The following is a 24,313-nucleotide window of genomic DNA, read 5'->3' as shown; positions in this document are numbered from 1 at the left end:
ATCTGTGGGCTGGGCGCGGACACCGCAGTTTCCCTCGAACGAGAGGTGGTCTCCGGTCACGCTTATGCGATCCTCGCACCCGAAGCCGTCCCTGACGGCTGGTGCGGACAAGACAAGCCGACGTTCTGTCGGTAGATGGTGTTCCTGACCCACAACCCTTGGGCCCCGGTGCTTTCGAGCACCGGGGCCCTCGTGATGGAGGTTCGATGGCTCAACCCGACGACATGCTCGACGATGAGGACTACCCCGCCTACACGATGGGCCGCGCCGCCGAGATGCTCGGCTGCTCCCAGGATTTTCTACGCCGACTCGGCGATGCGAAACTGATCGACCCGCAGCGCTCCAGTGGGGGGCACCGCCGCTACTCCCGCTACCAACTGCGCCTTGCCGCGCGAGCCCGGGAGATGTGCGACCAGGGCACAGACATGGCCTCGGCCTGCCGGATCATCATTCTTGAGGACCAACTCGAAGAGGCCCTTCGGCGCAATGAGCGTCACCAGCAGGGCTGAGCACACCGCCCGTGCGGGCCTGCCCGCAAGGTGAAGCCGAGCGCCATCCGGCAGCTGCCGTCCGATGCCCGCAGACGAGATCGTCAGAGCTGCTGGACGATCTGGATGGGGTTGCCGTCCGGGTCGGCCGTCCAGGCGATCAGCAGGCGATCGAGCCACCGGTGCGGTGCGGCCAGTGCGGGGGCGCCGCTCGCCGTGAGCTCGGCGTACGCGGCGGCGGTGTCGTCGGTCCAGAGGATCACCGCGGCCCGCTGGCCCTGGGGTACGGGGTCGAGCCCGTGATCGTCACGGGTGGAGGCCACCGAGGCGACGCCGATCTTGTAGCCGTCGAGCACGAAATCGATGTGGATCGGCTCGCCCTCTGCCGGCACCCGGAAGGTTTCAGTGAAGCCGAGACCGGCGTAGAACTGGGCGGTGCGGGAGACGTCCTCGCTGAAGAGGATCACCTGAGGAGTGCGGAACATCGACACCGCCCGACGCTATCAGCGCACCGACTTCTTGCTATGCGGGCAAAGCCCATGAACTCCCGCAAGTGCGCGTTCGCCCTGCACGACGGCCCACGCTGTATCCGGGACGGCCACACACGGCGTTGACGCGCCCGGCTCGACGACGCATCGAGCCGGGCGCGTCAGGTGCGCTATGCCACGAAGCGGGAACGGCGTCGGCGTCCGATCAGGTAGCCCGCGCCGCCGAGGAGCAGGAGCACACCGCCAATGCCGGCCACGGTCGCGGTGTCAGCACCGGTCACGGGCAGCCCACCGCCCTCGCCACCCTCGCCGCCGGGGGCGCCCAGGCTGGCGGAGGCAGTCGGAGTCGGTGCAGCGGTCGTCGTGGCGCTGGGCGTAGCGCTCGGTGTGGGCTGAGCCGTCGGCGTCGGTGCGGGCTGAGACGCGCAGTCAAGCTCACGGGCGGTGTACAGGCCGTCATTCAGGTAAGCCAGGTAGGCGTCGATGGTCGCCTCGCCGAGCACCTTCTGCGCGGCCGCCTCCACGTTGGCGCCCGCGTCCGTCAACGTGCGAACCACCGTGATCCGCAAAGCCGTTGACCAGGCATTCTGCATGCCCGTCTTGAGGAATGCGCGGAGATCAGCCTCAGTGCCCTTCAGCGCCTCCTGGATGGCACCGGGCAGAACAGGCAACGAGTCGGCGTTCGCCGCGGACAGGATCTGGGCGGCCAACACCCGTACCTCCTGCTCGGTGGCGGTATCCAGGTCGATGGTGACAAGCTCGCGGATGTCCTTGTACACCTTGCGCTCGACCGTTTGGCAGGCCTCGTTCAGGCCGGGCGATTCGATTTGTGCCACCGCCGGTGCCGCCGGAATCAAAAAGGCCAGCGCCAATAGGGCGCCGGCCGGGAACTTCCATCGCATGTGGTCTTCCTCCCCGTTGCAAGCAAAAACACGGAGATACTACCGTCAGTGGGCGAAGAAGCAAGAAGGTTGGACACCGGACTGTGTAATGGGCAAGGCCGCAATGCAGAATAGCTACTTGAATCCCTCCACAAGGGACGTAAGGCCTCCCACCTGGTTCGTTTTGGGTAGAAACTGGTAGCAGGCTCGGTGGACTGAGATGGTCCGAGGCACCAGATGGTTCCCCGGCGTGCCCGTCCGGGCGCACCACAAATAGCCCGGGATCTCCTCGGTCAGGCAGGCTTGTCCCTGCGCGAGGGTCCCCGGTCGTGTCAAAGCTCGCCGTGCGGCCGGCCGGGCTGCGGATCCAGCGCCCCGCCCCCACGCCCCGCAGCCCGACGCGGTCGGCTGCCATCCCGAACGTGCGCCAAGATCGCCGCCCCGCCGGGGTGCCGGCCAACCCGCAGCGCCGGGCGACGCAGGCTCGGCGTACGGCTGACGACGGGTAACGCGGTGGGGCCGAGTGGGTCCGGGACGGCTCGAGGATCAGAGGTTAGGGGCGATTCTCCTGGCAAACATGGGTGCGCCCGGCAGGATTCGAACCTGCGGCCTTGGGATTAGAAGTCCCCTGCTCTATCCGCTGAGCTACGGGCGCGTGTGGCGTGGGTGTCGCGCCCAGAGGGTACCGCCGTCCCACTGCCCGACGGCGAAAAGGGTGCCCGCGTCCACGTTGCCGAGCAGAGTCTCACGTCCGCCCCGCATCGGGCATCCGGGTTACCGCGGAGCGGCCTGGCCGTGGACCGTACCTTTGGCTGGTGTTGCTGGACTCCGACGCCGAGAGCGACGTCGCCTACGAGCTGTGCCAGGTCGTCGGTCGCGCCATCCTGCCGTACCGGTCCTCGGGCGACTTCGGTACCGCGTTCTTCTTCCAGGGCGGCGACGACCCGGCGGGGGAGTCGCTGCTGACGGCGGCCGACCTGGTGGTCGGTTCGGGTGGTGAGTTGGGCCTGCGGGCGAGCGTCACCGAGCCGGCGGGGGTGGCCCCGGCGGTCATTGCCGAGGCCGAGATCGTGCCCGGTTGGGCCCGCTTCGCTGGCGACGGGGTCGCGGTGTTGCCGACCGCTGGCCTGCACCGGTATGCCGGCGACGGCGGCTGGCGGTGGCGCGTCCAGCCGGTGCCGGCGGGGATCGCCGCCGGGCCCGAGGTGGTCGCCCGCCTCGGCGCCGACGCGAGTTCCGCTTTCGTGCTGGCCCATGGGGTACGCGAAGACGGGTCGCGGCCGCTGGAGGTCGCGATCGAGCGGGTGGTCCGCGACGGGGACGCTGTGCTGATCACCACCGAGCTGCCGCCGGGGTACGTCGGCGCGCCGGTCTTCATCGTTCAGGCTGAACCCACCGGTGGGGTCGCCCCGTACTGCCTGGGCCTGGTCCTGCCCGGTGTCGGCGCGCACCCGGTGGCGACCTTCGACCGGATCCGTGCCGTCCTCCCGGCGACGCCCGGCGACATCTGAACCGCGCGCCGTCCGGCCTGGTCAGGCGCCGAGCGTCGCCGCCCCCGCCGGGTCGGCCGTCTGCGTGCTGACCGGCGGTGCGTCAGCGGGGTCGGCGTCGGTACGCGCGGCGTCAGCTGGGGTCGAGTCTGGCCGTGCGGCGTCGGTCGGTGCGGCGTCGGTCGGCGCGGCGTCGGCCGGGGCGGTGGGGCCGGCGGCGAGGAACGCCTCGGCCCAGCGGCCCACCTCGTCGAAGACCTTCTTCCGTACGGCGGGGCCGGAAAGGGTGAGGTCGTGCAGCCCGCCGTCGAAGCGGGCCACTGTGACGTGGCAACCGAGGCGGGGCGCGTAGCGGACCATGTGCTCGACGTCCAGTACGGCGTCGGCCCCTGTCGCGTTGTCGTGCCACTTGGTGCCTCGGAAGGACCGGGTCGAGCAGGCCAGCAGCACCGGCACCTGGATGTCCAGCCCGGCGCGCAGCCGGCGTTGCCCGGTGCGGATCGCGTTCAGCCAGCCGGCCCGGACCGGGAACCCGGCCAGCGGCTTCCATGTCAGGTCGTAGGTCCACTCGCCGCGGTGGTCGGAGTGGATGCTCTCGCCGTACACCGTGCCCAGCCCGAACGGGAGGATGCGGTGCGGCGCCCTGCGGCCCAGCCGGGACGCGGCGGCCGCGAGGGGTCGGCGGACCGCCCAGGGGGCGTTCAGGTCGAAGAAGGGGCTGTTGAGCACCAGGCCGTCGATGGTGCCGGTGTCGCGGCGGGCGTCCGCCCAGAGCGAGATGATCAGGCCGCCGGTGGAGTGGCCCATCGCCAGCAGGGTGTCGTGCCCGTCGTCCTTGCGGATGATCTCGGCGGCGGCGTCCAGCTCGGGGAAGTAGTCACTGATGTCGCGGCAGAAGTTGGGGGTCTGGGCGGGGAGCAGACTACGGCCGTATTTGCGCAGGTCGAGCGCGTAGAAATCCCAGCCCCGCTCGGCGAAGAAGTCAGCCAGGTGCGTCTGGAAGAAGTAGTCGACGAAGCCGTGCACGTAGAGCACGGCCCGCCCGGTGGGGCGCTCGGCCCGCCGCCGGACCACTGTCGCGACAACGGGGCCTTCGTCGTCGGTGCCCAGGTCGATCGTCTGCCGCTCGTACGGCGGCCCCAACACGTCCGGTTCCACGAACGCGACGCTACGCCGCCAACCTACTCAGCGGTAGCCCGCGCGTCAGGCTCGCGCCGCGCAACCCACTCACTCCGCGATCTTGCACTTTCTGTCCCGACAGATGGGGTGTTAGCCGCTGTTCGGGAGCCGATAGTGCAAGATCGCGGGGGTGGGGCGTGGGTCAGGCCGTTTCCGCGTCGGCGCGCGGGGCCGGGTTGTCGGACTCGTCGGCCTCCAACTGCGGCTGCGGGAGGTCGCGCAGGTGCTTGTTGTGCCGCGGCTCCTGGCGGGTCTTCGCGTCGTTGAGCCGACGGCGCAGGTCGTCACGGACGTCATTGAGGGCGGCGTGCAGGTCCTCCTCGGCGGAGGTGGTGACGATCTTCTGCCGGCCGGCGATCCAGCACTCCAGGGTGACCTTCTGACCACGCGCCTCCCGGTCCTTCACCGACACCTCCAGCTCGGTCGCGTCGGCGTGGAAGCTGGCGAGCCGGGCGTCGAGGGTGGCGAACTGCTCGGCGATCCAGTTGCGGTCGCCCTGGGAGAACCCGGCGCCCACCCGCAGGCACTCAGCCACGGTGGCCGGGTTCGCCACGGCGCTCATCGCTGCGCCTCGGAAGCGTTCGCGGAGTCGATGGTAGTGATCGTCATGGCGCTGACCTCTCGTCGACGTGGAGCTGTCGGTGGTGCGTTGATCAAGTCCTTACCCAGTTCGGGTGGCCTGGGAAACCGTGGACGGCGGGTCGGGCGGTTCGGGCGTACCACATCCGGTCGTGATCAGGGCGTTGTCCACAGGTGGGTTCGTCATCCACAGGTCGGGGATGCACGCTCACGAAGGGCGCCCCCAGTGTCGATGCTCGGTGTCGAGTCGACTCGCGCTGGTAGGCCCCGATCCCCCTGGAGGGACGATGTTCGACACTTACGTGACAATCGTCGGCAATGTGCTGACTACGCCCGAGTGGCGGCGTACGACCCAGAGCAACACCCTGGTGGCCAACTTCAAGGTCGCCTCGACCGCCCGCCGACTCGATCGGGACAGCGGCCGGTGGGTTGACGGCAATTCGCTTCGCGTCCGCGTCAACTGCTGGCGCAAGCTCGCCGAGGGGGTGGCGGCCTCCGTCATGGTCGGCGATCCGGTGGTGGTCTGCGGGCGGCTCTACACCCGCGACTGGACCGACGACGGCGGTAACCACCGCACGCTCTACGAGCTGGAGGCGGTGGCCGTCGGCCACGACCTGTCCCGGGGTCGCGCCCGCTTCCTGCGCAACCGGCCGAGCATGGCGACCAGCACCGTGGAGGACGCGGAGGCCGAGAGCCGGGTGCACGGCGAGCCCACCGAGCCGGTGCCGGCCGGGCAGGCGCCCGTGCTGCCCGACGACCGTCCGCTGGACGACGACTTCGAGCTGCCCGACTACGCGGAGCTGCGAACAAGCCCGTTCGGCAACGTCCCGGCGGGCGACGACAGCTCCCCGAGCGGCGGGGTCTTCGGTGACGGCGGAGCGCTTGCGAGCGCCGGGCAGGCCGGGCAGGCCGACGGCCCGCCGGACCTCGACGACGAGCTGGCCCCTCCGCCCGAGGCGGACGACGACAACGCCGACGGTGACCTGGACATCGAGTTGGGGCCGGTGCCCGACGAGGGGCAGCCGGAGCCGGCGCAGCCCGGTCGAGGGCGGCGTGGTCGGGGCCGGATTCCGCAGCCAGCCTGACCAATCGGCTCGGCCGTCGCGGTTGGGCGGCGGTCGAGCTGGCCAGGGCACCATCTCGGTGCCGGGTGCCGGGTGCCGGGTGCCGGGTGCCGGGTGCCGGGTGCCGGGTGGCGGGTGCCGGGTGCCGGGTGGCGGGTGCCGGCGGCAAGACGGCACCACCCGGCACGGCACGGTGCGGCACGACGGGGGCGGGGTGGCGGCGCAATAAGCGTCGTCACCCCGCGTGACGGGCGTCGGTGGGCTGGTCTTCCTGTTCACTCCACCGGTTCTCGTTGCCGTCACGGGACCGTGGGTTGGGCTGGTTCACGGAGTGCTCGTAGGCTGGCCGGCCGGAGGTGGTGCGGGTGCGACGGACAGCGCCGATGGCGAACGCGGTGGGGCTGCTGGCCGGGTACGCGCTGGACAGGGTGCTCGGCGACCCCCGCCGGTGGCACCCGGTGGCCGGCTTCGGGCAGGTCGCGGGCGCGCTGGAGCGCCGCCTCTACCGCCCGGACCGAACGGCGGGTACGGCATTCACCTCGCTCGCCGTCGGCGGGCCGGTGTTGCTCGGGGCGGTCGCCGCAGCGGCTACCCGGCACCGGCCGGTGACCCGCGCGGTGCTCGTGGCGGCCGGCACGTGGACCGTGCTGGGCGGCCGCACGCTACGGCACGAGGCGACCGTCATGGGTCGTACGCTGCGTGACGGTGACCTGCCCGCCGCCCGGCGACGCCTCGGCCACCTCTGCGGGCGGGACCCGTCGACGCTGGGCGAGTCGGAGCTGGCCCGTGCCACCGTCGAGTCGGTCGCGGAGAACACCTCCGACGCGGTGGTCGCTCCGCTGCTCTGGGGTGCGGTCGCCGGTCTGCCCGGGCTGCTGGGCTACCGCGCGGCGAACACCCTCGACGCGATGGTCGGGCACCGGTCGACGCGCTACGCGCGGTTCGGCACACCGGCCGCTCGGCTGGACGACGCACTCAACCTTGTGCCGTCCCGACTGACCGGGCTGCTCACCATCGCCGTCGCGCCGGTCGCGCACGGGGACCGCCAGCGCGCCTGGCAGGTGTGGCGGCGGGACCGCAACGACCACCCGAGCCCCAACGCCGGTCAGTGCGAGGCGGCGATGGCCGGTGCGCTCGGGGTCCGCCTCGGTGGTCACAACATCTACTTCGGGCGCTCCGAGGTGCGGCCGTTCCTCGGCGACGGTCCCCGCCCGGAGGCGCGGCACCTGAAGCGGGCCGCCCGAATCTCCGGCGCGGTGGGGCTGGCCGCCGTCGGGTTGGCTGCCGCGTACCCGGTGACGCTCGGCCGGCTGGTCGGCACGGTGAGCAGGCGTGCACTGATCGGCGCGGTGGGTCGGCGAGGGCCGGCAGATGCGACCGGAGGGCGCCGGCTGGCAGGCGTGGCCGGGGGCGTCGGGATGCGGTGGGGGAGCAGGCGGTGAACGGCGGGCTGCTGGTGGCCGGCACGACGTCCGACGCCGGCAAGAGCGTGCTCACCGCAGGCATCTGTCGTTGGCTGCACCGGCAGGGCGTGAAGGTGGCGCCGTACAAGGCGCAGAATATGTCGAACAACTCTGCGGTGGTCGTCGGGCCGGACGGGCGCGGCGGCGAGATCGGGCGCGCCCAGGCCATGCAGGCCGCGGCGTGCGGGCTCGCACCCGACCTGCGGTTCAACCCGGTGCTGCTCAAGCCGGGCAGCGACCTGGCCAGTCAGGTGGTGCTGCTGGGCGAGGCGGTCGACACGATCACCGCGGGCACCTTCCGGCAGCTGCGTCCCCGGCTCGCCGAGACCGCGTACACCGCACTGGCCGAGCTGCGCGAGACGTACGACGTGGTGATCTGCGAGGGCGCCGGCAGCCCCGCGGAGATCAACCTGCGGGCCGGTGACTACGTCAACATGGGGCTGGCCCGGCATGCCAACCTGCCCACCATCGTCGTCGGTGACATCGACCGGGGCGGTGTCTTCGCCTCGATGTTCGGCACCGTGGCACTGCTCGACCCGGCCGACCAGGCGCTGATCGCCGGATTCGTGATCAACAAGTTCCGGGGCGACCTCGGGCTGCTCCAGCCGGGCCTGGACATGCTGCGTCGGGTCACCGGCCGCCCCACCTACGGGGTGCTGCCCTGGGCACTGGACCTGTGGCTCGACGCGGAGGACTCACTCGCCTACGGGCGGGTGCTCGGCCGACCCGCAGCCCCGCACGGCAGCGAGTGGCTGGATGTGGCCGTCGTCCGCCTACCCCGGATCAGCAACGCCACCGACGTGGAGGCGCTCGCCACCGAGCCGGGCGTCCGCGTACGCCTCACCATCGAACCGGCCGAACTGGCCGCCGCCGACCTGGTCGTCCTACCCGGCTCCAAGTCCACCGTCGCCGACCTCAAGTGGCTGCGCGAAACCGGTCTCGCCGACGCGGTGGCCACCCATGTGGCGGCCGGCAAGCCCCTGCTCGGCCTCTGCGGCGGCTTCCAGATGCTCGGCCGTGCCATCCACGATCCGGTGGAGAGCCGGCAGGGCAGCGTGCCGGGGCTCGGTCTGCTGCCCATCGACATCACCTTCGACCCGCGCAAGACCGTCCGGCAGTCGGTGGGCACCGGTCACGGTGGCGTCCCCGTGCGCGGCTACGAGATCCACCACGGGTACGTCTCACAGGCCGACCCGAGCCTGACCCCGCTGCTGACCAGCGACGACGGTGTCGGAGAGGGTGCCGTGCTCGGCGTGGTGCACGGCACGCACTGGCACGGGGCGTTCGAGTCCGACGAGTTCCGCCGGTGGTTCCTCACGGAGGCGGCTCGCCTGGCCGGGCGCAGCGGGTTCCGGGTCGCGCCGGCCACCAGCTTCGCCGCAGCCCGCGAGCGTTCACTCGACCTGCTCGGCGACCTGGTCGAGGAACACCTGGACACCGATGCCCTCTGGCGTCTCATCGAAGCCGGCCCACCGGCCGACCTCCCCTTCATCCCACCCGGCGCCCCGTCCTGACCGGCGCCCCGTCCTGGCTGGCCCACCGTCCCGTGCGGAGCCTCGCCCCGAGGCTGCGCCCTGGGGGCGCGAGGCGTGCTCTTGAGCCTGCCGCCAGCCGGTCGCCAATCAGGGGCCGCCGGGCGTCACCACTCCCGCATGATCGTGCTCGATCCTTGTTGTAGGGGCCTCGTCCACCCGAGGAGGGGCCTGTTTCCTGGATCGAGCACGATCTTTCGCAGGCTGGCGGCCCGGGATGGAACCTGAGGGGCAAGGTCAGGGGAGTCAGGGGCGGATGTCGGCGGGACGGTCGGTGGTGGGCAGGCCGGCGGCGAGCCAGGCGTCCATGCCGCCGATCATGTCGGTGGCACGGCGCAGCCCGAGGGTCTGCAGGCTGGCGGCGGCCAGGCTGGAGCTGTAACCCTGTCGGCACACCAGGATGATCTCCCGGTCGTACCCGGTGGCTTCCGGGATCCGCCAGGCGCTGGCCGGATCGAGGCGCCACTCGAGTACGGTCCGGTCGATGACGACCGCGCCCGGCAGGTCGCCCTGTTCGCGGCGCTGTAGTTCGGTACGGGTGTCGACCAGCAGCGCACCGCCGCGGACCGCCTCGACGGTCTGCTGCGGAGTCAGTCGGTGCAGCCCGGCGCGGGCCTGTTCGAGTAGGGCGTCTATACCGGGGCTCATTACGTCTCGGAGCACCACCCGATCATGCCGATTCGGTGGCACCCCGGGCGGCGAACGGTCCGCCCGTCACCCGTCGCCGCACCAATTCCCCCGGACGTGACGGTGGCCGGCCAAGTGCGGTCAGCCGGACGGGTCAGGGTGGCCCATCCTGGCCCCCCAATCGCCATGATCGACACGGTCACTGGCAACGGTGGTCCCGCCGACCGGGACTTCGATGAACCCGAGTCGATCATCCTGCCCACCAGCGGTGGCGGCATACTTCGGTCATGCACCACGGGAGGCTGCGCTGAAACCGGGAACTGGCGGACCGACAGTGGCGGTTGTCGAGGCGTACGCCGAATTGGCTCGTCGGGTGCTCACGGGCCCGGCGCGGTTGGGGCGGACCCGGCTGGTCGCGGTCGACGGGCCGAGCGGCGCGGGTAAGAGCCGGTTCGCCGCGCAGCTCGCGGATGCCCTGGCGGGGCCGCTTGGCGGCCGGCCGCCGGTGGTGCACACCGACGATCTGCTCGACGGGTGGGACGACCAGGTCACCTTCTGGCCCCGCCTCGACGAGGGGGTGCTCGCCCCGCTGCGCGACGGGGAGCCGGGCGCCTACCGGCGGTACAGCTGGGTCCGGCAGTGTTTTCTGCCCCGGCCGGTTTCGGTGCCGGTGGCTCCGGTGCTGGTGGTCGAGGGGGTCAGCGCCGCCCGGGCGGTCGTCCGGCCGGAGTTGACGCTGGCCGTGTTCGTCACCGCGCCCGCGTCGCTGCGGCGGGCTCGCGCTGTCGCCCGGGACGGGCCGGAGATCCTGCCCGAGCTGCGCCGCTGGCACGACGGGGAGCGGGCGCACTTCGCCGTCGACGAGACCGCGACCCACGCCGACCTGTTGGTGGATGGCGCGCCGACACTGCCGTACGACGCGGACCGGTACTACGTGCGGCTTCGCTGAGCGGGGCATGGACGTGGGCCACCGACTGCGGCACGATGCGGAGAGCTACGGCGAACGGGGAGCCACCATGACGGCAGCGGACGCGCCAGCGCGGCGTCGGATCACCCTCAGCGGCATCAGCTCGCGGGCCTGGGAGCATCCGGCCGACCGAGGTGCCCTGGTCGCGCTGCGGGAGCTGCGCGGTTTCGACGACGTGGTGCGGGCGTTCTTCGGGATGTGGAACGAGCGGGGTTTCCGGCTGTCCGTGCTGGCCTCCGGCATCCGGGTCGACCACCGGCAGTACCCGGCGGTGTGGCAGCGCTACACCGAGGCCGCGGCGGCGCTCGACGTGGCCGAACTGCCCGAGCTGTACGTGACCCAGTCGCCCTGGTTGGGCGCCGAGGCGGTCGGGCTGGAGCGGCCGTTCATCGTCCTGAACTCCGCCTGCGTACAGCAACTCGACGAGGACGAGCTGCGCTGCCTGCTCGGCCACGAGTTGGGGCACGTGGGCAGCGGGCACGCGGTCTACAAGACCATGCTCATGATCCTGACCCGGTGGGCGGCCAACCTGAGCTGGTTGCCGGTCGGCGCGATCGCGCTGCGCGCCATCATCGCGGCGATGCTGGAGTGGTGGCGCAAGGCGGAACTCTCCGCCGACCGGGCCGGCCTGCTCGCCGGACAGGACCCGGCCGCCGCGCTGCGGCTGCTGATGAAGCTCGCCGGCGGCGGTGACCTGTCCCAGGTCGACACCACCGCCTTCCTGGAGCAGGCCGCCGAGTACTCCGGTGGCGGCGACCTCCGCGACAGCCTGCACAAGATCCGGATGACCGCGTGGAGCACCCACCCGGTGCCGGTGGCGCGGGCGGCGTCGCTGCGCCAGTGGATCGACTCCGGGGCGTACGGGCAGGTGCTGGCCGGGGACTATCCCCGCCGCGAGGACGACAGCTCGACAAGCGTGTCTGAGGAGATCAAGGCGGCGGCCGCGTCGTACCGGGAGGAGTTCAGCCGGTCCACCGACCCACTGGTCGGGTTGCTGCGCCGGCTCGGCGACGGCGCGAGCGACGTCGGCGAGTGGGTGGGCGGCACCGCCGGTCGGGCCCGTTCCTGGATGGACGCCGCCACCGAGGCGGCGGGCCGCGCACAGCGCGCCGGGCGGGCCGCGCCGGGCGCGCGGGCCGGCGCCGGCCCCGCGGACAGCGGTGACGGTACGGGCTCCGCCGGCACGCCCCGGTAAGGCCGGCATACGATGCCGGTCATGACCTCACCGATCATGTCCGAGTCCGAGGTGCGGGCCGCCGTCGAGCGGGAGATGCCCGGCGTCCGGGCCGACCTGGAGCGCCTCGTCCGCATCCCCGGCATCGCCTTCGAGGGCTTCGACCACTCGCACGTGGAACGATCCGCCGAGGCGGTCGCCGAGCTGCTGCGCGGCTGTGGCCTGGACGTCGACATCGTGCGATCCGGCGGCCAGCCGGCGGTGATCGGCCGTCGGGCCGCCCCGCCCGGCGCGCCCACCGTGCTGCTCTACGCCCACCACGACGTCCAGCCGGTCGGCGACCGGTCGCTGTGGGAGTCCGACCCCTTCGAGCCGGTGGAACGGGACGGCCGGCTCTACGCCCGGGGCGCGGCCGACGACAAGGCCGGCATCATGGCGCACGTGGCGGCGCTGCGCGCGTACGGTGACGCGCTGCCGGTCGGCGTGGTCCTCTTCATCGAGGGCGAGGAGGAGTACGGCTCCGACTCGCTGGAGCAACTGCTGGCCGAGCACCGCGACGAGATCACCTCGGACGTCATCGTGATTGCCGACTCCGGCAACTGGGACATCGGCGTACCGGCGTTGACCACCTCGCTGCGGGGCATCGTCAACTGCTTCGTCGAGGTACGCACGCTGGACCACGCGGTGCACAGCGGCATGTTCGGCGGCGCTGTGCCGGACGCGCTCACCGCGCTGGTCCGGCTGTTGGCGACGCTGCACGACGACGCCGGTGACGTGGCCGTGGACGGCCTGGTCGGCCGGGAGGGCGCCACCGTCGACTATCCGGAGGACCGGGTCCGGGCCGAGGCCGGGCTCGCCGACGGCGTGCAGTTCATCGGCACCGGCCGGATCACCGACCGACTCTGGACCAAGCCGGCGCTGGCCATCCTCGGTGTCGACGCGCCATCCACCGGTGAGGCACCGAACGCCCTGGTCCCGGCCGCGAAGGCGAAGCTCAGCATCCGCCTCGCCCCGGGCGATGACCCCAAGCGGGCGTACGCGGCGGTGCGCGCGCACCTGGAGCAGCACGCGCCGTGGGGTGCGCAGGTGACTGTCACCTTCGAACACGACGGTGACCCGTGCGTGATCGACGCGTCCGGGCCGATGTTCGACGCCGCCCGTTCTGCCTTCCGAACCGCCTGGGACGGCACCGACCCGGTGGACATCGGCGTTGGCGGTTCGATTCCGTTCATTGCCACCTTCCAGGAGATGTTCCCGAAGGCGGCGATCCTGGTGACCGGTGTGGAGGACCCGCACGCCCGCGCGCACGGCCCGAACGAGAGTCTGCACCTGGGGGAGTTCGCCCGGGTCTGCCTCGCCGAGGCGCTGCTCCTGCGCAACGTGGCGGCCGTGAGCAGTTAGGTGTCAGAACGGCAACTTCGGGCCTGATCTGGGAGTTTACGGCGTGTCGGATGGTCGGCTGTTATAGCCTTTCGTACATGAGTACGAACGAGGTGATGGCCCGGTTGGGGGCCGCTGTCAGCGCGCTGGGAGATGTCGATGTCTCCGCGTGGTCCGAGGACACGCTCAACGAACAGCTCGGTGAGCTCTCCGCCGCACTGGTCGCCCTCGACTCGGTGCTCTCCCGGGTCGCCGGCGAGGTCCGCGCCCGAGGGTTGCGCATCGAGGAACCCGTCTCCGCTTAAGGGCCTGTTCCAGGAGAGCTGGCCGGTTTCATGAAACAGGCCCTGCACCGTCGTCCGCGTGAGTGGGCGGCACCCTGCCGACACCGCCCGGGCACGGCAATGCCCGGGCGGTGTCGGAGGTGACTGGCAGGATGAGCTGTGTGCGGTTCCTCGATCTGGCAGCCACCTCGGCCGCCGTCGGCGCCACCAGCGGCCGACGGGCCAAGGTGGAGCTGCTCGCTGACGCGCTGCGTCGGCTCGACCCCGGCGAGGTCGAGCCCGGCGCCGGCTATCTCGCCGGTGAGCTGCGCCAACGGCAGACCGGGGTCGGCTACGCGAGTCTGCGTGACCTGCCACCGCCGGCCGCCGAGCCGACGTTGACGGTGGCCGCCGTGGACGCGGCCATCGCGCAGATCGCCGCGGTGCACGGCTCGGGCTCGCAGGCTCGGCGTCGGGCGCTGCTCGGTGCCCTCTACGCGGCGGCGACAGCCGACGAGCAGCGGCTGCTCACCGGCCTGTTCAGTGGCGAGCTACGGCAGGGTGCACAGGCCGGGCTACTCGCGGACGCGGTGGCCCGGGCCGCCGAGGTGCCGGTGGCGGCGGTTCGCCGGGCGCTGCTGCTCGCCGGTGATCTCCGGGCGGTGGCGGTGGCCGCGCTGGCCGGAGGGGCCGCCGAGTTGGCCGGGTTCGGTCTCCAGGTCGGCCGCCCGCTGGCGCCGATGCTCGCGCAGAGCGCCCCCTCGGTCGACGAGGCGCTCGCCGCGACCGGCACGCCGGCGGTGGTGGACGTGAAGCTCGACGGCATCCGCATCCAGGTGCACCGCTCCGGCGCCGACATCGCCGTGTTCACCCGCAGCCTCGACGAGATCACCACCCGGGTGCCCGAGGTGGTCGCCGCGGTCCGTGCCCTGCCGGGCCGGGAGTTGGTCCTCGACGGCGAGGCGATCGGCCTGGACGAGACCGGCCGCCCACTGCCGTTCCAGCAGACGTCGAGCCGGGCCGCCCGACGCACCACCCCCAGCACCACCGGGCGCACACCGGTGGCCCCGGCGGTGCTCGCGGCGGCCGCCAGCACGGGCTCGACGGTGCTCACCCCGTACTTCTTCGATCTGCTGCACCTCGACGGCCAGGATCTGATCGACAGTCCCGGCCGGGAGCGGTGGGCCGCCCTCGCCGGTTCGGTGGATTCGTCGCTGCTGGTCGGCCGGATGGAGGTCGACGGCCCGGAGCAGGCCGCCACCGCGTTCGCCGCCGCGCTCGACGCCGGGCAGGAGGGCGTGGTGGTCAAAGCACCGGACGCCCCCTACGACGCCGGCCGGCGTGGTGCCGCCTGGGTCAAGGTGAAACCGCGGCACACCCTCGACCTGGTGGTGCTCGCCGTCGAGTGGGGCAGCGGCCGACGCAAGGGCTGGCTGTCCAACCTGCACCTGGGTGCGCGCGACGCGTGCACCGGTGACTTCGTCATGCTCGGCAAGACGTTCAAGGGGCTCACCGACGAGTTGCTGCGGTGGCAGACCGAGCGGTTCCTCGACCTCGCCGTGGAACGCGGCGACTGGGTGGTCCGGGTTCGGCCCGAGCAGGTGGTGGAGATCGCCTTCGACGGGGTGCAGACGAGTTCGCGCTATCCCGGTGGGATGGCGCTGCGGTTCGCCCGGGTGGTGCGCTATCGCGACGACAAGTCCGCCGCGGAGGCGGACACCATCGACGCGGTCCGCGCCATCCACGCCGGCCGCGTGACTGGCTGACCGGGCGAGGTCAGGCGGAAGCGGTCGGCGTCGGCTCGGCGGCCCGGTCCAGCGGAGCCGGGGTGGTGCCGATACCGGCGGCCCTGCGGGCCTCCCGACGGGCCACCCAGCCATAGCCGAAGAGGGCCATCACCGCGAACAGCCACCACTGCACGACGTAGCCGAAGTTCTGCCAGTTGTTGGCGTGCCCGACCGGCACCGCCTTGAACACCGGATCGGCCGCCGGGGTCTGCTCGTCGAGCAGCAGATACGCACCGTAGACCGGGTAGGGAAGCTCGCCGGCCAGCCGCGACACCCCGATCCGCCGGATCTCCAGCAGCCCGTCGCGTCGGGCCACCGCGCCGGCGCCGCTCTCGGTCTCGTGCACCCGACCGACCACCGTCACGTCGCCGGTCGGCGCGGCCGGCACCGACGGCTGGGCGGTCGCCCCACCGGGCGCCGGTGGGATCCAGCCCCGGTCCACCAGCAGCGCCGTGCCGTCGGCGAGCACCAGCGGGGTGAGCACCTCGAAACCGACCCGGCTGTCCACCGTCCGGCCACGGACCAGCACGGTGTTCGTGGGGTCGTACCGGCCGGTGACGGTGACCCGGGTCCAGACCTTGTCCTCGGCGGGGGCCGGACCGGCCGTTCCCGCGCCGCCGGCGGGAGCGCGCAGCGCGTCGACGAGCGGCACTGGAGCCATCCGCTGGCCCGCGTCGATCCGCTCGTTGACCTCGGTGCGCCCCCGGTAGCGGTCGAGCTGCCAGTTGCCGAGGAACACCATGACGGCGGCCGCGACCAGGGTCAGCGCGAGAGCGCCCAGCCAGCGTGGGCTCAGCAGGAACCGGTACACGGCACCGAGGCTACTCGTATGACCGGCGCCACTGAGCTGGACCGGGCCGGACCGGGTCGGGGCCGACGCCCCGGGGCCCGGCCAGGGCCGGGCCGTGCACCCCGGTTGGCGGTGCTCGCACCTCCAGCCGGGCGGGTATCGTCACGCCGACGGATCGGCCTTGGTCGTCCCGTCGCGTACCCGCCGCCGCTCGCGAGGAGTCGATGATGACCGTCGTGCCGCGCCTGGTGCTCAGCGCGCCGTCCTCCGGGCACGGTAAGAACGCGCTGGCGATCGGGCTGCTCGCCGCCCTGGCCGAGCGAGGGGTCGACGTCGCCGGGTTCAAGCTCGGGCCGGACCACGTCGACGCCGCCTACCTCGGCCTCGCCTCCGGTCGGCCGGGCCGGGTGATCGACCCCCGACTGGTCGGCCTCGACCGGCTCGCCCCGCTGGTGGCGCACGGTGCCGCCGGTGCCGGGCTGGCCGTCGTGCAGGGCAGCATGGGGCTGTACGACTCGGTCGGTGGCCGTCCCGAGCAGGAGTCCACGGCCGCCGCGGCCGCCGCGCTGCGCAGCCCGGTGGTGCTGGTAGTCGACGTGGCCGCGATGGGTCAGTCGGTAGCGGCCCTGGTGCACGGTTTCCGCTCGTACGACGAGCAGTTGTGGCTCGGCGGGGTGATCCTCAACCGGGTGGCGTCGTCGCGACACGAGGGGATGCTGCGCGAGGCGTTGGACGACGTGGGGGTGCCGGTCTACGGCGCGCTGCGTCGACAGGACCTGCCAGCGGTGCTGCCGTCGCGGCGGCACGGGGTGGCACCGGTGGTCGACGACTCGCCCGACGCCGTCCGTGCGGTCCGCCGGCTGGGCGAGGCCGTCGCCGCCACTGTCGACCTGGAACGGCTGCTCGGGCTGGCCCGCTCCGCCCCGCCGCTGCCGGCGCCGGCCTGGTCTCCCGAGGAGGCCCTCGGCACGTTCACACCCCCGGCAAACCGCCCGCTGGTGGCGGTGGCCGGTGGGCCGGGCGGCAGCTTCAGCCACCCGGAGACCACCGAGTTGCTCCGGGCCGCCGGCGCCGAGGTCGTCGTCGTCGACCCGCTGCGCGACGAGGCGCTGCCGGTCGGCACCCGCGCGCTGGTCGTCGGCGGAGCGCTGCCCGAGGCGTACGCCGAGCAGTTGTCGGCCAACCGGCGGCTCTGCATCGCGGTGGCCGAGTTGGCGCGGACCGGGCGTCCGGTGATCGCCGAGGGCGCCGGGCTGCTCTGGCTGGCCCGGGAACTGGACGGGCTGCCGATGTGCGGCGTGCTGGACGCGGTCGGGATCAGCCGGGACGGGGTGGTGGCCGGCTACCGGGAGGCGACCGCCCAGACCGACAGCGTGGTCGCCGCCGTCGGCACGGTGCTGGTCGGGCACAAGGCACACCGTGCGGTGCTCACCCCCCGCGCTGGTCAGCGCCCGGCCTGGAGCTGGGACGGCGGCGCGCCGGAGGGCTTCGTCTGGCGCAACGTGCACGCCTCGCAGCTCACAGTGCACTGGGCGAGCCATCCGGCGACGGCGGCCCGGCTGGTCGCCGCGGCGGCGGCCGAGCCGACGAGCGAGGTGGTACCCGCGCAACCGGGCGAGGTGTCGGTGTGATCGGTCAGGTGGCGGTGCGCCGGTTCCCGGCGTTGACCGTCTCCACCCCGCGTACCGAGGTGCGTCAGCTCACGGCGGCCGACGCGGCGGCGGCCGGGGAGATCTTCGCCGACAAGCTGACCCGGCGTTGGCTGCCGCTGCCCGACGACTCCGGCCCGATCGACGGGCTGGCCTGGTGCACCGATCTGGCCCGGCAGCGGCGCGACAGCGGGGACGGCGACCACTACGCGGTGCTCCGGCGGGAGGACGACCAGGTGGTGGGCTCGCTGTGGACCCGGCGCACCGACTGGGGTGCCCGCCTCACCGAGATCTCCTACGCGATGGCGCCCCACGCGCGGGGTTTCGGCTTCGCCGCCGAGGCGGTCGACGCGGTGGCCATCGCGCTGATCCTGGAGCACGGCTTCCAGCGGGTCGAGCTGCGGGTGGCTCCCGGCAACCTGGCCTCGCGCCGGGTCGCCGAGAAGGCCGGGTTCAGCTACGAGGGTCTGCTGCGGAACGCCGGGTTCGTCAGCGGCGGCCGGGTGGATCTGGAGCTCTGGTCGTTCGTCGCGGCCGACCTGCGCTGACCTGCGCTGACCTGCGCGCGCTGGTCAGCCGACGATGGCGTCCGACGGTGGGGTGAACTGGCGGGTCGGGGTGCCCTTCAAGCCGTCGCGCAGGGTCTCCGAGACCGCCTTGATCGGAATCTGGGACTGCCCGTCACCGACCGCGTTGAACGGGTTGTCCGGGTCGGAGATGAAGCTCGCCGCGGCCAACTCCGGGGTGTAGCCCACGAACCAGGCCGACCGGGTGCTGTCGGTCGTACCGGTCTTGCCGGCCACTGGGCGTCCGACGGTGCCTCGCACGCTGTCGGCGGTGGACCACCCGCCGCAGCTGCCGCGCGCCGGGGTGTCTCCGGTCGGGCAGCGGGCCGCGTCGGTGGCCGCCCGCGCGGCGTCCGCGCTCACCACCTGCCGGCAGCGCGGCTTGGCCACCTCGCGGTGCAGACCGCCCGGGGTGGCGTACGTGGCGGGCGTGCCGTCCCGGTTCATGATCGCTTGCACCGGGATGGCCTCGCAGTAGCGGCCGTCGGCCGCGATGGCAGCGTACGCGTTCGCCATCTCCAGCGGGGTGGCGTCGGAGACGCCCAGGGTGAACGCACCCCACTTCTTCGCCTTGGCCGGGGACGCCTGTTCCCTGTCGACGTCGGTGCGCCACCGCAGCCCGAGCTGTTCGGCCAACCGGACCGCCCGGTCCGCGCCGACCTTCTCCTCCAGCCAGACGAAGTACGTGTTCACCGATTTGCCGAAACCGGACCACATGGTCTGCTGGCCGGTCATGGCGCCGCTGGCGTTGGAGGGCGCCCAGCCGTCGTACACGGCCGACTTGTAGCGGTACGGCGCGTTGAACGAGGTGGAGAGGGTCATCCCCGAGTCCAGCGCGGCCAACATCGGGAACATCTTGAACGTCGATCCGGCCTGGTAGCCGGCCAGGTCACCGCCGCCGAGCAGTGGTGCCACAGTGTTCGGGTAGTTGGCCTTCACCTTCGGCCCGGCCTCGGGGTTGGAGCTCTGCGGGTTGTCGGCCAGGTCCAGCGAGTACGTCCGGTTCACCGCCATGGCCTTCACCCGCCCGGTGCCCGGCTCGGAGACCACGATGCCGTTGGCGAACGGGCTTCCGGTGGCTTCCTTGGTGCCGACGCTCTTCTCCGCCGCCTCCTGGATCTTCGGGTCGAGGCTGAGCACGATCCGGTAGCCGCCCCGGCGCAGGTTGTCCATCCGTTCCAGCCGGCTCGCCCCGAACGCGGGCTGCGCGCTCCACCAGTTCTTCAGGTAGTCGCAGGCGAAGCCCCAGCTGTTGTACTTCTCCGCCACCGCGGCGCAGTCGTGCGGTGGGGTGGTCAGCTTGAGCCGGATGGGCTCGGACTTGGCGGCGGCGGCCGAGTCGGGGGAGAGGTAGCCGAGTTGGCTCATCCGGTCCAGCACGTAGTTGCGCCGCCCGGTGGCCTCCTTCTGGTCGGAGTCGGCCGGGTCGTACTCGGAGGGGGACTTGACCAGTCCGGCGAGGGTGGCGGCCTCGACCGGGGTGAGGTCCTTCGGGGTCTTGGAGAAGAAGATCTCGCTGGCCGCGTAGATGCCGTACGCCCGGTGCCCGAAGTACGCCGAGTTCAGGTAGCGCTCCATGATCTGTTCCTTGCTCAACTCCTTCTCCAGGTCCAGCGCCATCCGCATCTCCTTGACCTTGCGAATGCTGGTCTGCTGGGTGGCTTCCTGGACCTCCTTGGGCGTGGTCGCGCTGTCCCGCAGGGCCATCCGGACGTACTGCATGGTCAGCGTCGAGGCGCCCTGGGAGCCGCCGGAGCGGGCGTTCGAGACGAAGGCCCGGGCCACGCCCTTCGGGTCGACGCCGTGGTGCTGGTAGAAGCGGGAGTCCTCGGCGGCCACGATCGCCTGCTGGATGTTCGGCGACATGTCCGACAGCTTGGTGTACTGCCGGTACTCCTCGTAGAACATGGTCAGCACGGTCTTGCCGTCCGGACCGTAGACGTACGAGGTTTCGGCGGGCAGGGCGGTCTTCAGCACCCGGGTCTTCTGGTCCACTGCGTGCGCGGTGGCTTTCGCGCCGAGCCCGGTGAGGGCGACCAGTGGATAGGCGGCGGCGGCGATCACGATTCCGGCGATCAGTCCGGCGCGGAGGAGAGGGACGAGTCGACCAGCGGCAGCAAGGGGTCGGTTGCTCACCTGGTCAAGTTATGACATTTCCGATTCGTACATGAGAAGAACTCTTAAACCGGTGAGTGGTGACGTGGCTTACGCTGAGATCGACTGTCCCACCGGCCACCTTCCCGGCAGGATCGCGGACATGTCTGATCAGCCGAGCGCGGTCGCCCCACCCACCGGGGTCGAGCCGGACCTCGCCCACCACGGCGACGCGGAGGCGACCGCCGGCCTGATCGACCTTGCCGTCAACGTCCGTCGGGCGCGGCCTCCCGCCTGGCTGGCCGACCCGATCGCCGCGACCCTGACCGACCTGGCCCGGTATCCGGACCCGGCGCCGGCCCGGGCGGCGGTCGCCGACCGACACCGCCGTCACCCGAACGAGGTGCTGCTCACCGCCGGCGCCGCCGAGGGTTTCGTGCTGATCGCCCAGGCGCTGCGCGGCGTGCACCGCCCCGTAGTGGTGCACCCTCAGTTCACCGAGCCGGAGGCGGCGCTGCGGGCCGCCGGACACCCGGTCGAGCGGGTGCTGCTCGACGCCGCCGACGGCTTCCAGCTCGACCCGTCCCGGGTGCCCGCCGACGCCGACCTCGTGATGATCGGCAACCCGACGAACCCGACCTCGGTGCTGCACCCCGCCCAGACCGTGGCCGCACTGGCCCGCCCCGGCCGGGTGCTGGTGGTCGACGAGGCGTTCGCCGACACCACCATCGCCTCCGAGCACCCCGGCGAACCGGAGTCGCTGGCCCAACGCCGCGACCTGCCCGGCCTGCTCGTGGTGCGCAGCCTCACCAAGACGTGGGGCCTGGCCGGCCTGCGGATCGGCTACCTGCTCGGCGCCGCCGAGCTGCTGTCCCGGCTGGCCGCCGTCCAGCCGCTCTGGGCCGTCTCCACGCCCGCGCTGGCGGCCGCGTCGGCCTGCGCCAGCGCCGTCGCGGTCCAGGCAGAACGCGCGATCGCCGCCGACCTCGCCGCCGACCGCGAGCACCTGGTCGCGCGCCTCGCCGAACTGCCCGGTGTACGCGTCGTCGGCCGTCCCGCCAGCGCGTTCGTCCTGCTGCACCTGCCGGGCGCGACAGCGATCCGGGCCACCCTGCGAGAGCGCGGCTGGGCGGTGCGCCGCGGCGACACGTTCCCCGGCCTCGGCCCGGACTGGTTGCGGGTGGCGGTACGCGACCGAAACACCACCGACGCGTTCATCGACGTGCTGCGCGAGACCATGGAGGCATGATGCTGGAGACCACGATCGCGGCGATCCGCGCGGCGGACGAAGCGGCCATGACCGCCGCCCGGGAGCTGCAGGGCCGGCTGACCAAGCCGGCGGGATCGCTGGGCACGCTGGAGGAGCTTTCGGTACGCCTCGCCGGCCTGGCCGGAGTCTGCCCACCACCGCTGCCCGAACCGGCCGCGGTGGCGATCTTCGCGGGCGACCACGGGGTGCACGCCCAGGGGGTCAGCCCCTGGCCGCAGGAGGTCACCGCGCAGATGATCGGCAACTTCCTGGCCGGTGGAGCGGTGGTCAACGCATTCGCCCGGCAGGCCGGCGCCTCGGTCACCGTGGTCGACGTCGGCGTGGCCACCCCGCTGCCCACCGAGCCGGACGCCGACCCGGCCGTGCTCGACCCGGCCGTGCTCGACCCGACGGCCCTCGATCCGGCTGTGCTCGACCCGGCAGTGCCCCGACTGGTTGTCGCGTCCGTCCGCCGGGGCACCCGCGACCTCACGGTGACCGCCGCGCTGACCCGGGACGAGGCGCTGGCGGCGGTGCAGACCGGCATCCGGATCGCCGACGAGCTGATCGACGCCGGTGCCGGCATCCTGCTCACCGGGGACATGGGCATCGGCAACACCACCCCGGCCGCCGCGCTGATCGCCGCGTTCACCGGCGCCGACCCGCTCGACACCACCGGTCGGGGCACCGGGGTCGACGACCCGACGTACGCGCACAAGGTGGCGGTGGTGCGGGCCGCGCTGGCCCGGCACACCCCCGACCCGGCCGACCCGCTGGGGGTGCTGGCCGCCGTCGGTGGTCTGGAGCACGCCGCATTGGCCGGGCTGATCCTGGGGGCCGCAGCACGCCGGACGCCGGTGCTGCTGGACGGCGTGATCGCGGTCTCGGCCGCGCTCGCCGCCGCCGCGTTCGCCCCGGCGGCGGTCGGCGCCATGGTCGCCGGCCACCGCTCGGCCGAGCCCGGTGCCACTGCCGCACTGCGCCATCTCGGCCTCGACCCGCTGATCGACCTGGGATTGCGCCTCGGCGAGGGCACCGGCGCGCTGCTGGCATTGCCAGTGGTCACCGGCGCGGTCCGGGTGCTGCACGAGGTGGCCACCTTCGACTCCGCCGGGGTGGCCGAAAAGTGAGCACGCGCAGCGAACGAGCCGTCCGCCTCGGTGGTGCGGCGTGACCTCCAGTCCGTACCCCCTGGGTTTGCGGCTGCACGGGCGGCGGGTGGTCGTGGTGGGGGGCGGCGCGGTCGCCACCCGGCGCGTACCCGCGCTGCTGGACGCCGGTGCGGACGTCCTGCTGGTGGCCCCGGAGCTGACCCCGGCGCTGCGCGCCCGGGCCGACGCGGGTCGGCTGCACTGGGTGCCGCGCCGGTTCGTGCCCGAGGACCTGGACGGCGCCTGGCTGGTCCAGGTCGCGGTCGACGACCCGATGGCGGCGGCCTCGGTGAGCGCCGTCGCCGCCGAACGGCGGATCTTCTGCGTCCGGGCCGACGACCGGACGGCCGCCACCGCCTGGACCCCGGCCGTGACCCGGCACGGCCCGGTCACCGTGGCGGTGCTCGGCGGCGGCGACCCGCGCCGGGCGATGACGGTTCGCGACGCGGTCCGCGACCTCCTCGCCGTCCGCCTGGCACCGGACGGGATCGCTGGCCGGCCCGACGCTTCCACTGGGACGACCGGTGGGCGGCAGGCCGGGCGGGTGGCACTGGTCGGGGCGGGGCCGGGAGACCCGGAGCTGATCACCGTGAAGGGCTGGCGGCTGCTCACCGAGGCCGACGTGGTGGTCGCCGACCGGCTGGTGCCCGGGCTGCTCCTGGACGAATTGCGCCCGGACGTCGAGCTGGTGGACGCCTCAAAGATCCCCTACGGTCCGTCCCGGGCTCAGGAGGAGATCAACCAGATCCTGGTCGACCGGGCCCTGGCCGGCGCGTTCGTGGTGCGGCTCAAGGGCGGTGACCCGTATGTCTTCGGCCGCGGCGGCGAGGAGTTGCTGGCGTGCGCGGCCGCCGGCGTGCCGGTGACCGTGGTGCCCGGCGTGACCAGCTCGATCGCCGCGCCGGCCGCGGCCGGCATCCCGGTCACCCACCGGGGGGTGGCGCACGAGTTCACGGTGGTCTCCGGGCACCTGGCACCCGACGCGCCAGCATCGCTGGTGCGCTGGGACGCCCTCGCCGGTCTGCACGGCACCCTGGTGGTCCTCATGGGGTTGAAGAACCTCGCCGCCATCACGGCCACCCTGATCGCCCACGGTCGGTCACCGCAGACGCCGGCCGCCGTCGTCCAGGAGGCCACCACGGGCACCCAGCGGGTCCTACGGTCCACGCTGGGCGAGGTGGCCGCCGACGCGCTCACGGCCGAGCTGCGCCCGCCCGCCGTCGTCGTGGTGGGCGATGTGGTGAACGCCCTCGACAGCTGACAGCCGACCGAACGCGGCGGCGAGTCGTCCGGCGGTGGACCCGGGCGTCGGAGGGCACTGGCACGGCAGATCTTGGACAGTTTCCGTTACGCGCTAACTGTGCTGTCCCGAGACATGTGTCAAGGGGAAGTCCCGATAGTTGTGTCATGAGTTGTTGATCAAGTTGTGTGGATGAGGCTGATGTAGGACCG

Annotated in this window: 22 protein-coding genes, 1 tRNA gene and 1 pseudogene; 16 read left to right on the top strand and 8 right to left on the bottom strand. The window is 72.6% G+C overall.

Annotation, left to right across the window (positions count from 1 at the left end; genetic code table 11):
• Positions 1 to 206 precede the first annotated feature (206 nt).
• Positions 207 to 509, top strand: coding sequence for a MerR family transcriptional regulator (locus ACIA47_RS18640; protein ID WP_396709395.1), 303 nt, complete (start codon positions 207 to 209; stop codon positions 507 to 509).
• 83 nt (positions 510 to 592) lie between these two features.
• Here the strand turns inward: ACIA47_RS18640 and ACIA47_RS18635 are convergent, their stop codons facing one another.
• Both ACIA47_RS18635 and ACIA47_RS18630 read right to left on the bottom strand, forming a co-directional pair.
• Positions 593 to 973, bottom strand: coding sequence for a VOC family protein (locus tag ACIA47_RS18635; protein WP_238411329.1), 381 nt, complete (start codon positions 971 to 973; stop codon positions 593 to 595).
• Positions 974 to 1,146: 173 nt separating this feature from the next.
• Entirely contained in the window at positions 1,147 to 1,878 is a 732-nt protein-coding gene (locus tag ACIA47_RS18630; protein WP_396709393.1) for an LPXTG cell wall anchor domain-containing protein, read from the bottom strand.
• A 308-nt stretch (positions 1,879 to 2,186) separates the two neighbouring features.
• On the opposite strand from ACIA47_RS18630, the gene ACIA47_RS18625 reads away from it, so the two are divergent.
• Positions 2,187 to 2,366: a hypothetical protein gene (locus tag ACIA47_RS18625; RefSeq protein ID WP_396709391.1), complete on the top strand. Its 180-nt coding sequence runs from the start codon at positions 2,187 to 2,189 to the stop codon at positions 2,364 to 2,366.
• Between the two features lie 73 nt (positions 2,367 to 2,439).
• Here ACIA47_RS18625 and ACIA47_RS18620 read toward each other — a convergent pair.
• Positions 2,440 to 2,512 (bottom strand) — tRNA-Arg (locus ACIA47_RS18620).
• Positions 2,513 to 2,672: 160 nt separating this feature from the next.
• Between ACIA47_RS18620 and ACIA47_RS18615 the strand changes: the two genes are divergently transcribed.
• A complete protein-coding gene (locus ACIA47_RS18615) occupies positions 2,673 to 3,368 on the top strand; it encodes a hypothetical protein (RefSeq protein WP_396709389.1) in 696 nt (231 codons plus the stop codon).
• A gap of 135 nt (positions 3,369 to 3,503) precedes the next feature.
• On the opposite strand, the pseudogene ACIA47_RS18610 reads toward ACIA47_RS18615, so the two are convergent.
• Together ACIA47_RS18610 and ACIA47_RS18605 are read right to left on the bottom strand one after the other, a co-directional pair.
• Positions 3,504 to 4,505 (bottom strand): annotated as a pseudogene (locus ACIA47_RS18610) (alpha/beta hydrolase); the annotation flags it as partial.
• A gap of 163 nt (positions 4,506 to 4,668) precedes the next feature.
• Positions 4,669 to 5,088 carry an HPF/RaiA family ribosome-associated protein gene (locus ACIA47_RS18605; RefSeq protein ID WP_203122542.1) on the bottom strand — a complete coding sequence of 140 codons (420 nt, stop codon included), beginning with the start codon at positions 5,086 to 5,088 and terminating at the stop codon, positions 4,669 to 4,671.
• A gap of 304 nt (positions 5,089 to 5,392) precedes the next feature.
• Here ACIA47_RS18605 and ACIA47_RS18600 point away from each other — a divergent pair, with 304 nt between their 5' ends.
• The 3 genes from ACIA47_RS18600 (at position 5,393) to ACIA47_RS18590 (ending at position 9,146) form a co-directional block, all read left to right on the top strand.
• Positions 5,393 to 6,190 carry a single-stranded DNA-binding protein gene (locus tag ACIA47_RS18600; protein WP_396709386.1) on the top strand — a complete coding sequence of 266 codons (798 nt, stop codon included), beginning with the start codon at positions 5,393 to 5,395 and terminating at the stop codon, positions 6,188 to 6,190.
• 362 nt (positions 6,191 to 6,552) lie between these two features.
• Positions 6,553 to 7,611 (top strand): cobalamin biosynthesis protein, encoded by a 1,059-nt coding sequence (locus tag ACIA47_RS18595; RefSeq protein ID WP_396709745.1) that lies wholly within the window; start codon positions 6,553 to 6,555, stop codon positions 7,609 to 7,611.
• A complete protein-coding gene (locus tag ACIA47_RS18590) occupies positions 7,608 to 9,146 on the top strand; it encodes a cobyric acid synthase (protein ID WP_396709384.1) in 1,539 nt (512 codons plus the stop codon). The genes ACIA47_RS18595 and ACIA47_RS18590 overlap by 4 nt, the downstream gene beginning before the upstream one ends.
• Positions 9,147 to 9,410: 264 nt before the next feature.
• Here the strand turns inward: ACIA47_RS18590 and ACIA47_RS18585 are convergent, their stop codons facing one another.
• Positions 9,411 to 9,812: a rhodanese-like domain-containing protein gene (locus tag ACIA47_RS18585; RefSeq protein ID WP_203126299.1), complete on the bottom strand. Its 402-nt coding sequence runs from the start codon at positions 9,810 to 9,812 to the stop codon at positions 9,411 to 9,413.
• A gap of 313 nt (positions 9,813 to 10,125) precedes the next feature.
• Here ACIA47_RS18585 and ACIA47_RS18580 point away from each other — a divergent pair, with 313 nt between their 5' ends.
• The 5 genes from ACIA47_RS18580 (at position 10,126) to ACIA47_RS18560 (ending at position 15,341) form a co-directional block, all read left to right on the top strand.
• On the top strand, positions 10,126 to 10,740 hold the full coding sequence (locus ACIA47_RS18580) for a uridine kinase (RefSeq protein ID WP_396709382.1): 615 nt from the start codon (positions 10,126 to 10,128) through the stop codon (positions 10,738 to 10,740).
• Between the two features lie 67 nt (positions 10,741 to 10,807).
• Positions 10,808 to 11,953 (top strand): M48 family metallopeptidase, encoded by a 1,146-nt coding sequence (locus ACIA47_RS18575; RefSeq protein ID WP_396709380.1) that lies wholly within the window; start codon positions 10,808 to 10,810, stop codon positions 11,951 to 11,953.
• Between the two features lie 36 nt (positions 11,954 to 11,989).
• On the top strand, positions 11,990 to 13,333 hold the full coding sequence (locus tag ACIA47_RS18570; protein WP_396709743.1) for a dipeptidase: 1,344 nt from the start codon (positions 11,990 to 11,992) through the stop codon (positions 13,331 to 13,333).
• A 77-nt stretch (positions 13,334 to 13,410) separates the two neighbouring features.
• A complete protein-coding gene (locus ACIA47_RS18565) occupies positions 13,411 to 13,617 on the top strand; it encodes a hypothetical protein (RefSeq protein ID WP_030333429.1) in 207 nt (68 codons plus the stop codon).
• 131 nt (positions 13,618 to 13,748) lie between these two features.
• A complete protein-coding gene (locus ACIA47_RS18560) occupies positions 13,749 to 15,341 on the top strand; it encodes an ATP-dependent DNA ligase (RefSeq protein ID WP_396709378.1) in 1,593 nt (530 codons plus the stop codon).
• Between the two features lie 10 nt (positions 15,342 to 15,351).
• Here the strand turns inward: ACIA47_RS18560 and ACIA47_RS18555 are convergent, their stop codons facing one another.
• On the bottom strand, positions 15,352 to 16,173 hold the full coding sequence (locus ACIA47_RS18555; RefSeq protein WP_396709376.1) for an SURF1 family protein: 822 nt from the start codon (positions 16,171 to 16,173) through the stop codon (positions 15,352 to 15,354).
• Between the two features lie 206 nt (positions 16,174 to 16,379).
• Here ACIA47_RS18555 and ACIA47_RS18550 point away from each other — a divergent pair, with 206 nt between their 5' ends.
• Positions 16,380 to 17,783 carry a cobyrinate a,c-diamide synthase gene (locus tag ACIA47_RS18550; protein WP_396709374.1) on the top strand — a complete coding sequence of 468 codons (1,404 nt, stop codon included), beginning with the start codon at positions 16,380 to 16,382 and terminating at the stop codon, positions 17,781 to 17,783.
• Positions 17,780 to 18,349 (top strand): GNAT family N-acetyltransferase, encoded by a 570-nt coding sequence (locus ACIA47_RS18545; RefSeq protein ID WP_396709372.1) that lies wholly within the window; start codon positions 17,780 to 17,782, stop codon positions 18,347 to 18,349. The genes ACIA47_RS18550 and ACIA47_RS18545 overlap by 4 nt, the downstream gene beginning before the upstream one ends.
• Before the next feature lie 24 nt (positions 18,350 to 18,373).
• On the opposite strand, the gene ACIA47_RS18540 is transcribed toward ACIA47_RS18545, so the two are convergent.
• Positions 18,374 to 20,503 carry a transglycosylase domain-containing protein gene (locus ACIA47_RS18540; RefSeq protein ID WP_396709370.1) on the bottom strand — a complete coding sequence of 710 codons (2,130 nt, stop codon included), beginning with the start codon at positions 20,501 to 20,503 and terminating at the stop codon, positions 18,374 to 18,376.
• 121 nt (positions 20,504 to 20,624) lie between these two features.
• Here ACIA47_RS18540 and cobC point away from each other — a divergent pair, with 121 nt between their 5' ends.
• Genes cobC through cobA form a run of 3 tightly spaced genes read left to right on the top strand, consistent with a single transcriptional unit; the run spans position 20,625 to position 24,122 of the window.
• A complete protein-coding gene (cobC, locus tag ACIA47_RS18535; RefSeq protein ID WP_396709368.1) occupies positions 20,625 to 21,710 on the top strand; it encodes an Rv2231c family pyridoxal phosphate-dependent protein CobC in 1,086 nt (361 codons plus the stop codon).
• Positions 21,710 to 22,840 carry a nicotinate-nucleotide--dimethylbenzimidazole phosphoribosyltransferase gene (gene cobT / locus ACIA47_RS18530; protein ID WP_396709366.1) on the top strand — a complete coding sequence of 377 codons (1,131 nt, stop codon included), beginning with the start codon at positions 21,710 to 21,712 and terminating at the stop codon, positions 22,838 to 22,840. Before cobC ends, cobT begins: the two co-directional genes overlap by 1 nt.
• Before the next feature lie 40 nt (positions 22,841 to 22,880).
• Positions 22,881 to 24,122, top strand: coding sequence for a uroporphyrinogen-III C-methyltransferase (gene cobA, locus ACIA47_RS18525; protein WP_396709364.1), 1,242 nt, complete (start codon positions 22,881 to 22,883; stop codon positions 24,120 to 24,122).
• Positions 24,123 to 24,313 lie beyond the last annotated feature (191 nt).

This window comes from Micromonospora sp. NPDC051227, assembly GCF_044455385.1.
Classification (GTDB): Bacteria; Actinomycetota; Actinomycetes; order Mycobacteriales; family Micromonosporaceae; genus Micromonospora.
The sequence above is the reverse complement of the archived record's forward strand: the minus strand, read 5'-3'. Positions and strand labels throughout refer to the sequence as shown.

What these genes read in the sequence shown, in the direction of transcription:
- ACIA47_RS18640 (WP_396709395.1), top strand. Translation starts at nt 207, where the DNA reads ATGGCTCAACCCGACGACATGCTCGACGATGAGGACTACCCCGCCTAC.
- ACIA47_RS18635 (WP_238411329.1), bottom strand. Translation starts at nt 973, where the DNA reads ATGTTCCGCACTCCTCAGGTGATCCTCTTCAGCGAGGACGTCTCCCGC.
- ACIA47_RS18630 (WP_396709393.1), bottom strand. Translation starts at nt 1,878, where the DNA reads ATGCGATGGAAGTTCCCGGCCGGCGCCCTATTGGCGCTGGCCTTTTTG.
- ACIA47_RS18605 (WP_203122542.1), bottom strand. Translation starts at nt 5,088, where the DNA reads ATGAGCGCCGTGGCGAACCCGGCCACCGTGGCTGAGTGCCTGCGGGTG.
- ACIA47_RS18600 (WP_396709386.1), top strand. Translation starts at nt 5,393, where the DNA reads ATGTTCGACACTTACGTGACAATCGTCGGCAATGTGCTGACTACGCCC.
- ACIA47_RS18595 (WP_396709745.1), top strand. Translation starts at nt 6,553, where the DNA reads ATGGCGAACGCGGTGGGGCTGCTGGCCGGGTACGCGCTGGACAGGGTG.
- ACIA47_RS18585 (WP_203126299.1), bottom strand. Translation starts at nt 9,812, where the DNA reads ATGAGCCCCGGTATAGACGCCCTACTCGAACAGGCCCGCGCCGGGCTG.
- ACIA47_RS18575 (WP_396709380.1), top strand. Translation starts at nt 10,808, where the DNA reads ATGACGGCAGCGGACGCGCCAGCGCGGCGTCGGATCACCCTCAGCGGC.
- ACIA47_RS18570 (WP_396709743.1), top strand. Translation starts at nt 11,990, where the DNA reads ATGTCCGAGTCCGAGGTGCGGGCCGCCGTCGAGCGGGAGATGCCCGGC.
- ACIA47_RS18565 (WP_030333429.1), top strand. Translation starts at nt 13,411, where the DNA reads ATGAGTACGAACGAGGTGATGGCCCGGTTGGGGGCCGCTGTCAGCGCG.
- ACIA47_RS18560 (WP_396709378.1), top strand. Translation starts at nt 13,749, where the DNA reads ATGAGCTGTGTGCGGTTCCTCGATCTGGCAGCCACCTCGGCCGCCGTC.
- ACIA47_RS18550 (WP_396709374.1), top strand. Translation starts at nt 16,380, where the DNA reads ATGACCGTCGTGCCGCGCCTGGTGCTCAGCGCGCCGTCCTCCGGGCAC.
- cobC (WP_396709368.1), top strand. Translation starts at nt 20,625, where the DNA reads ATGTCTGATCAGCCGAGCGCGGTCGCCCCACCCACCGGGGTCGAGCCG.
- cobT (WP_396709366.1), top strand. Translation starts at nt 21,710, where the DNA reads ATGCTGGAGACCACGATCGCGGCGATCCGCGCGGCGGACGAAGCGGCC.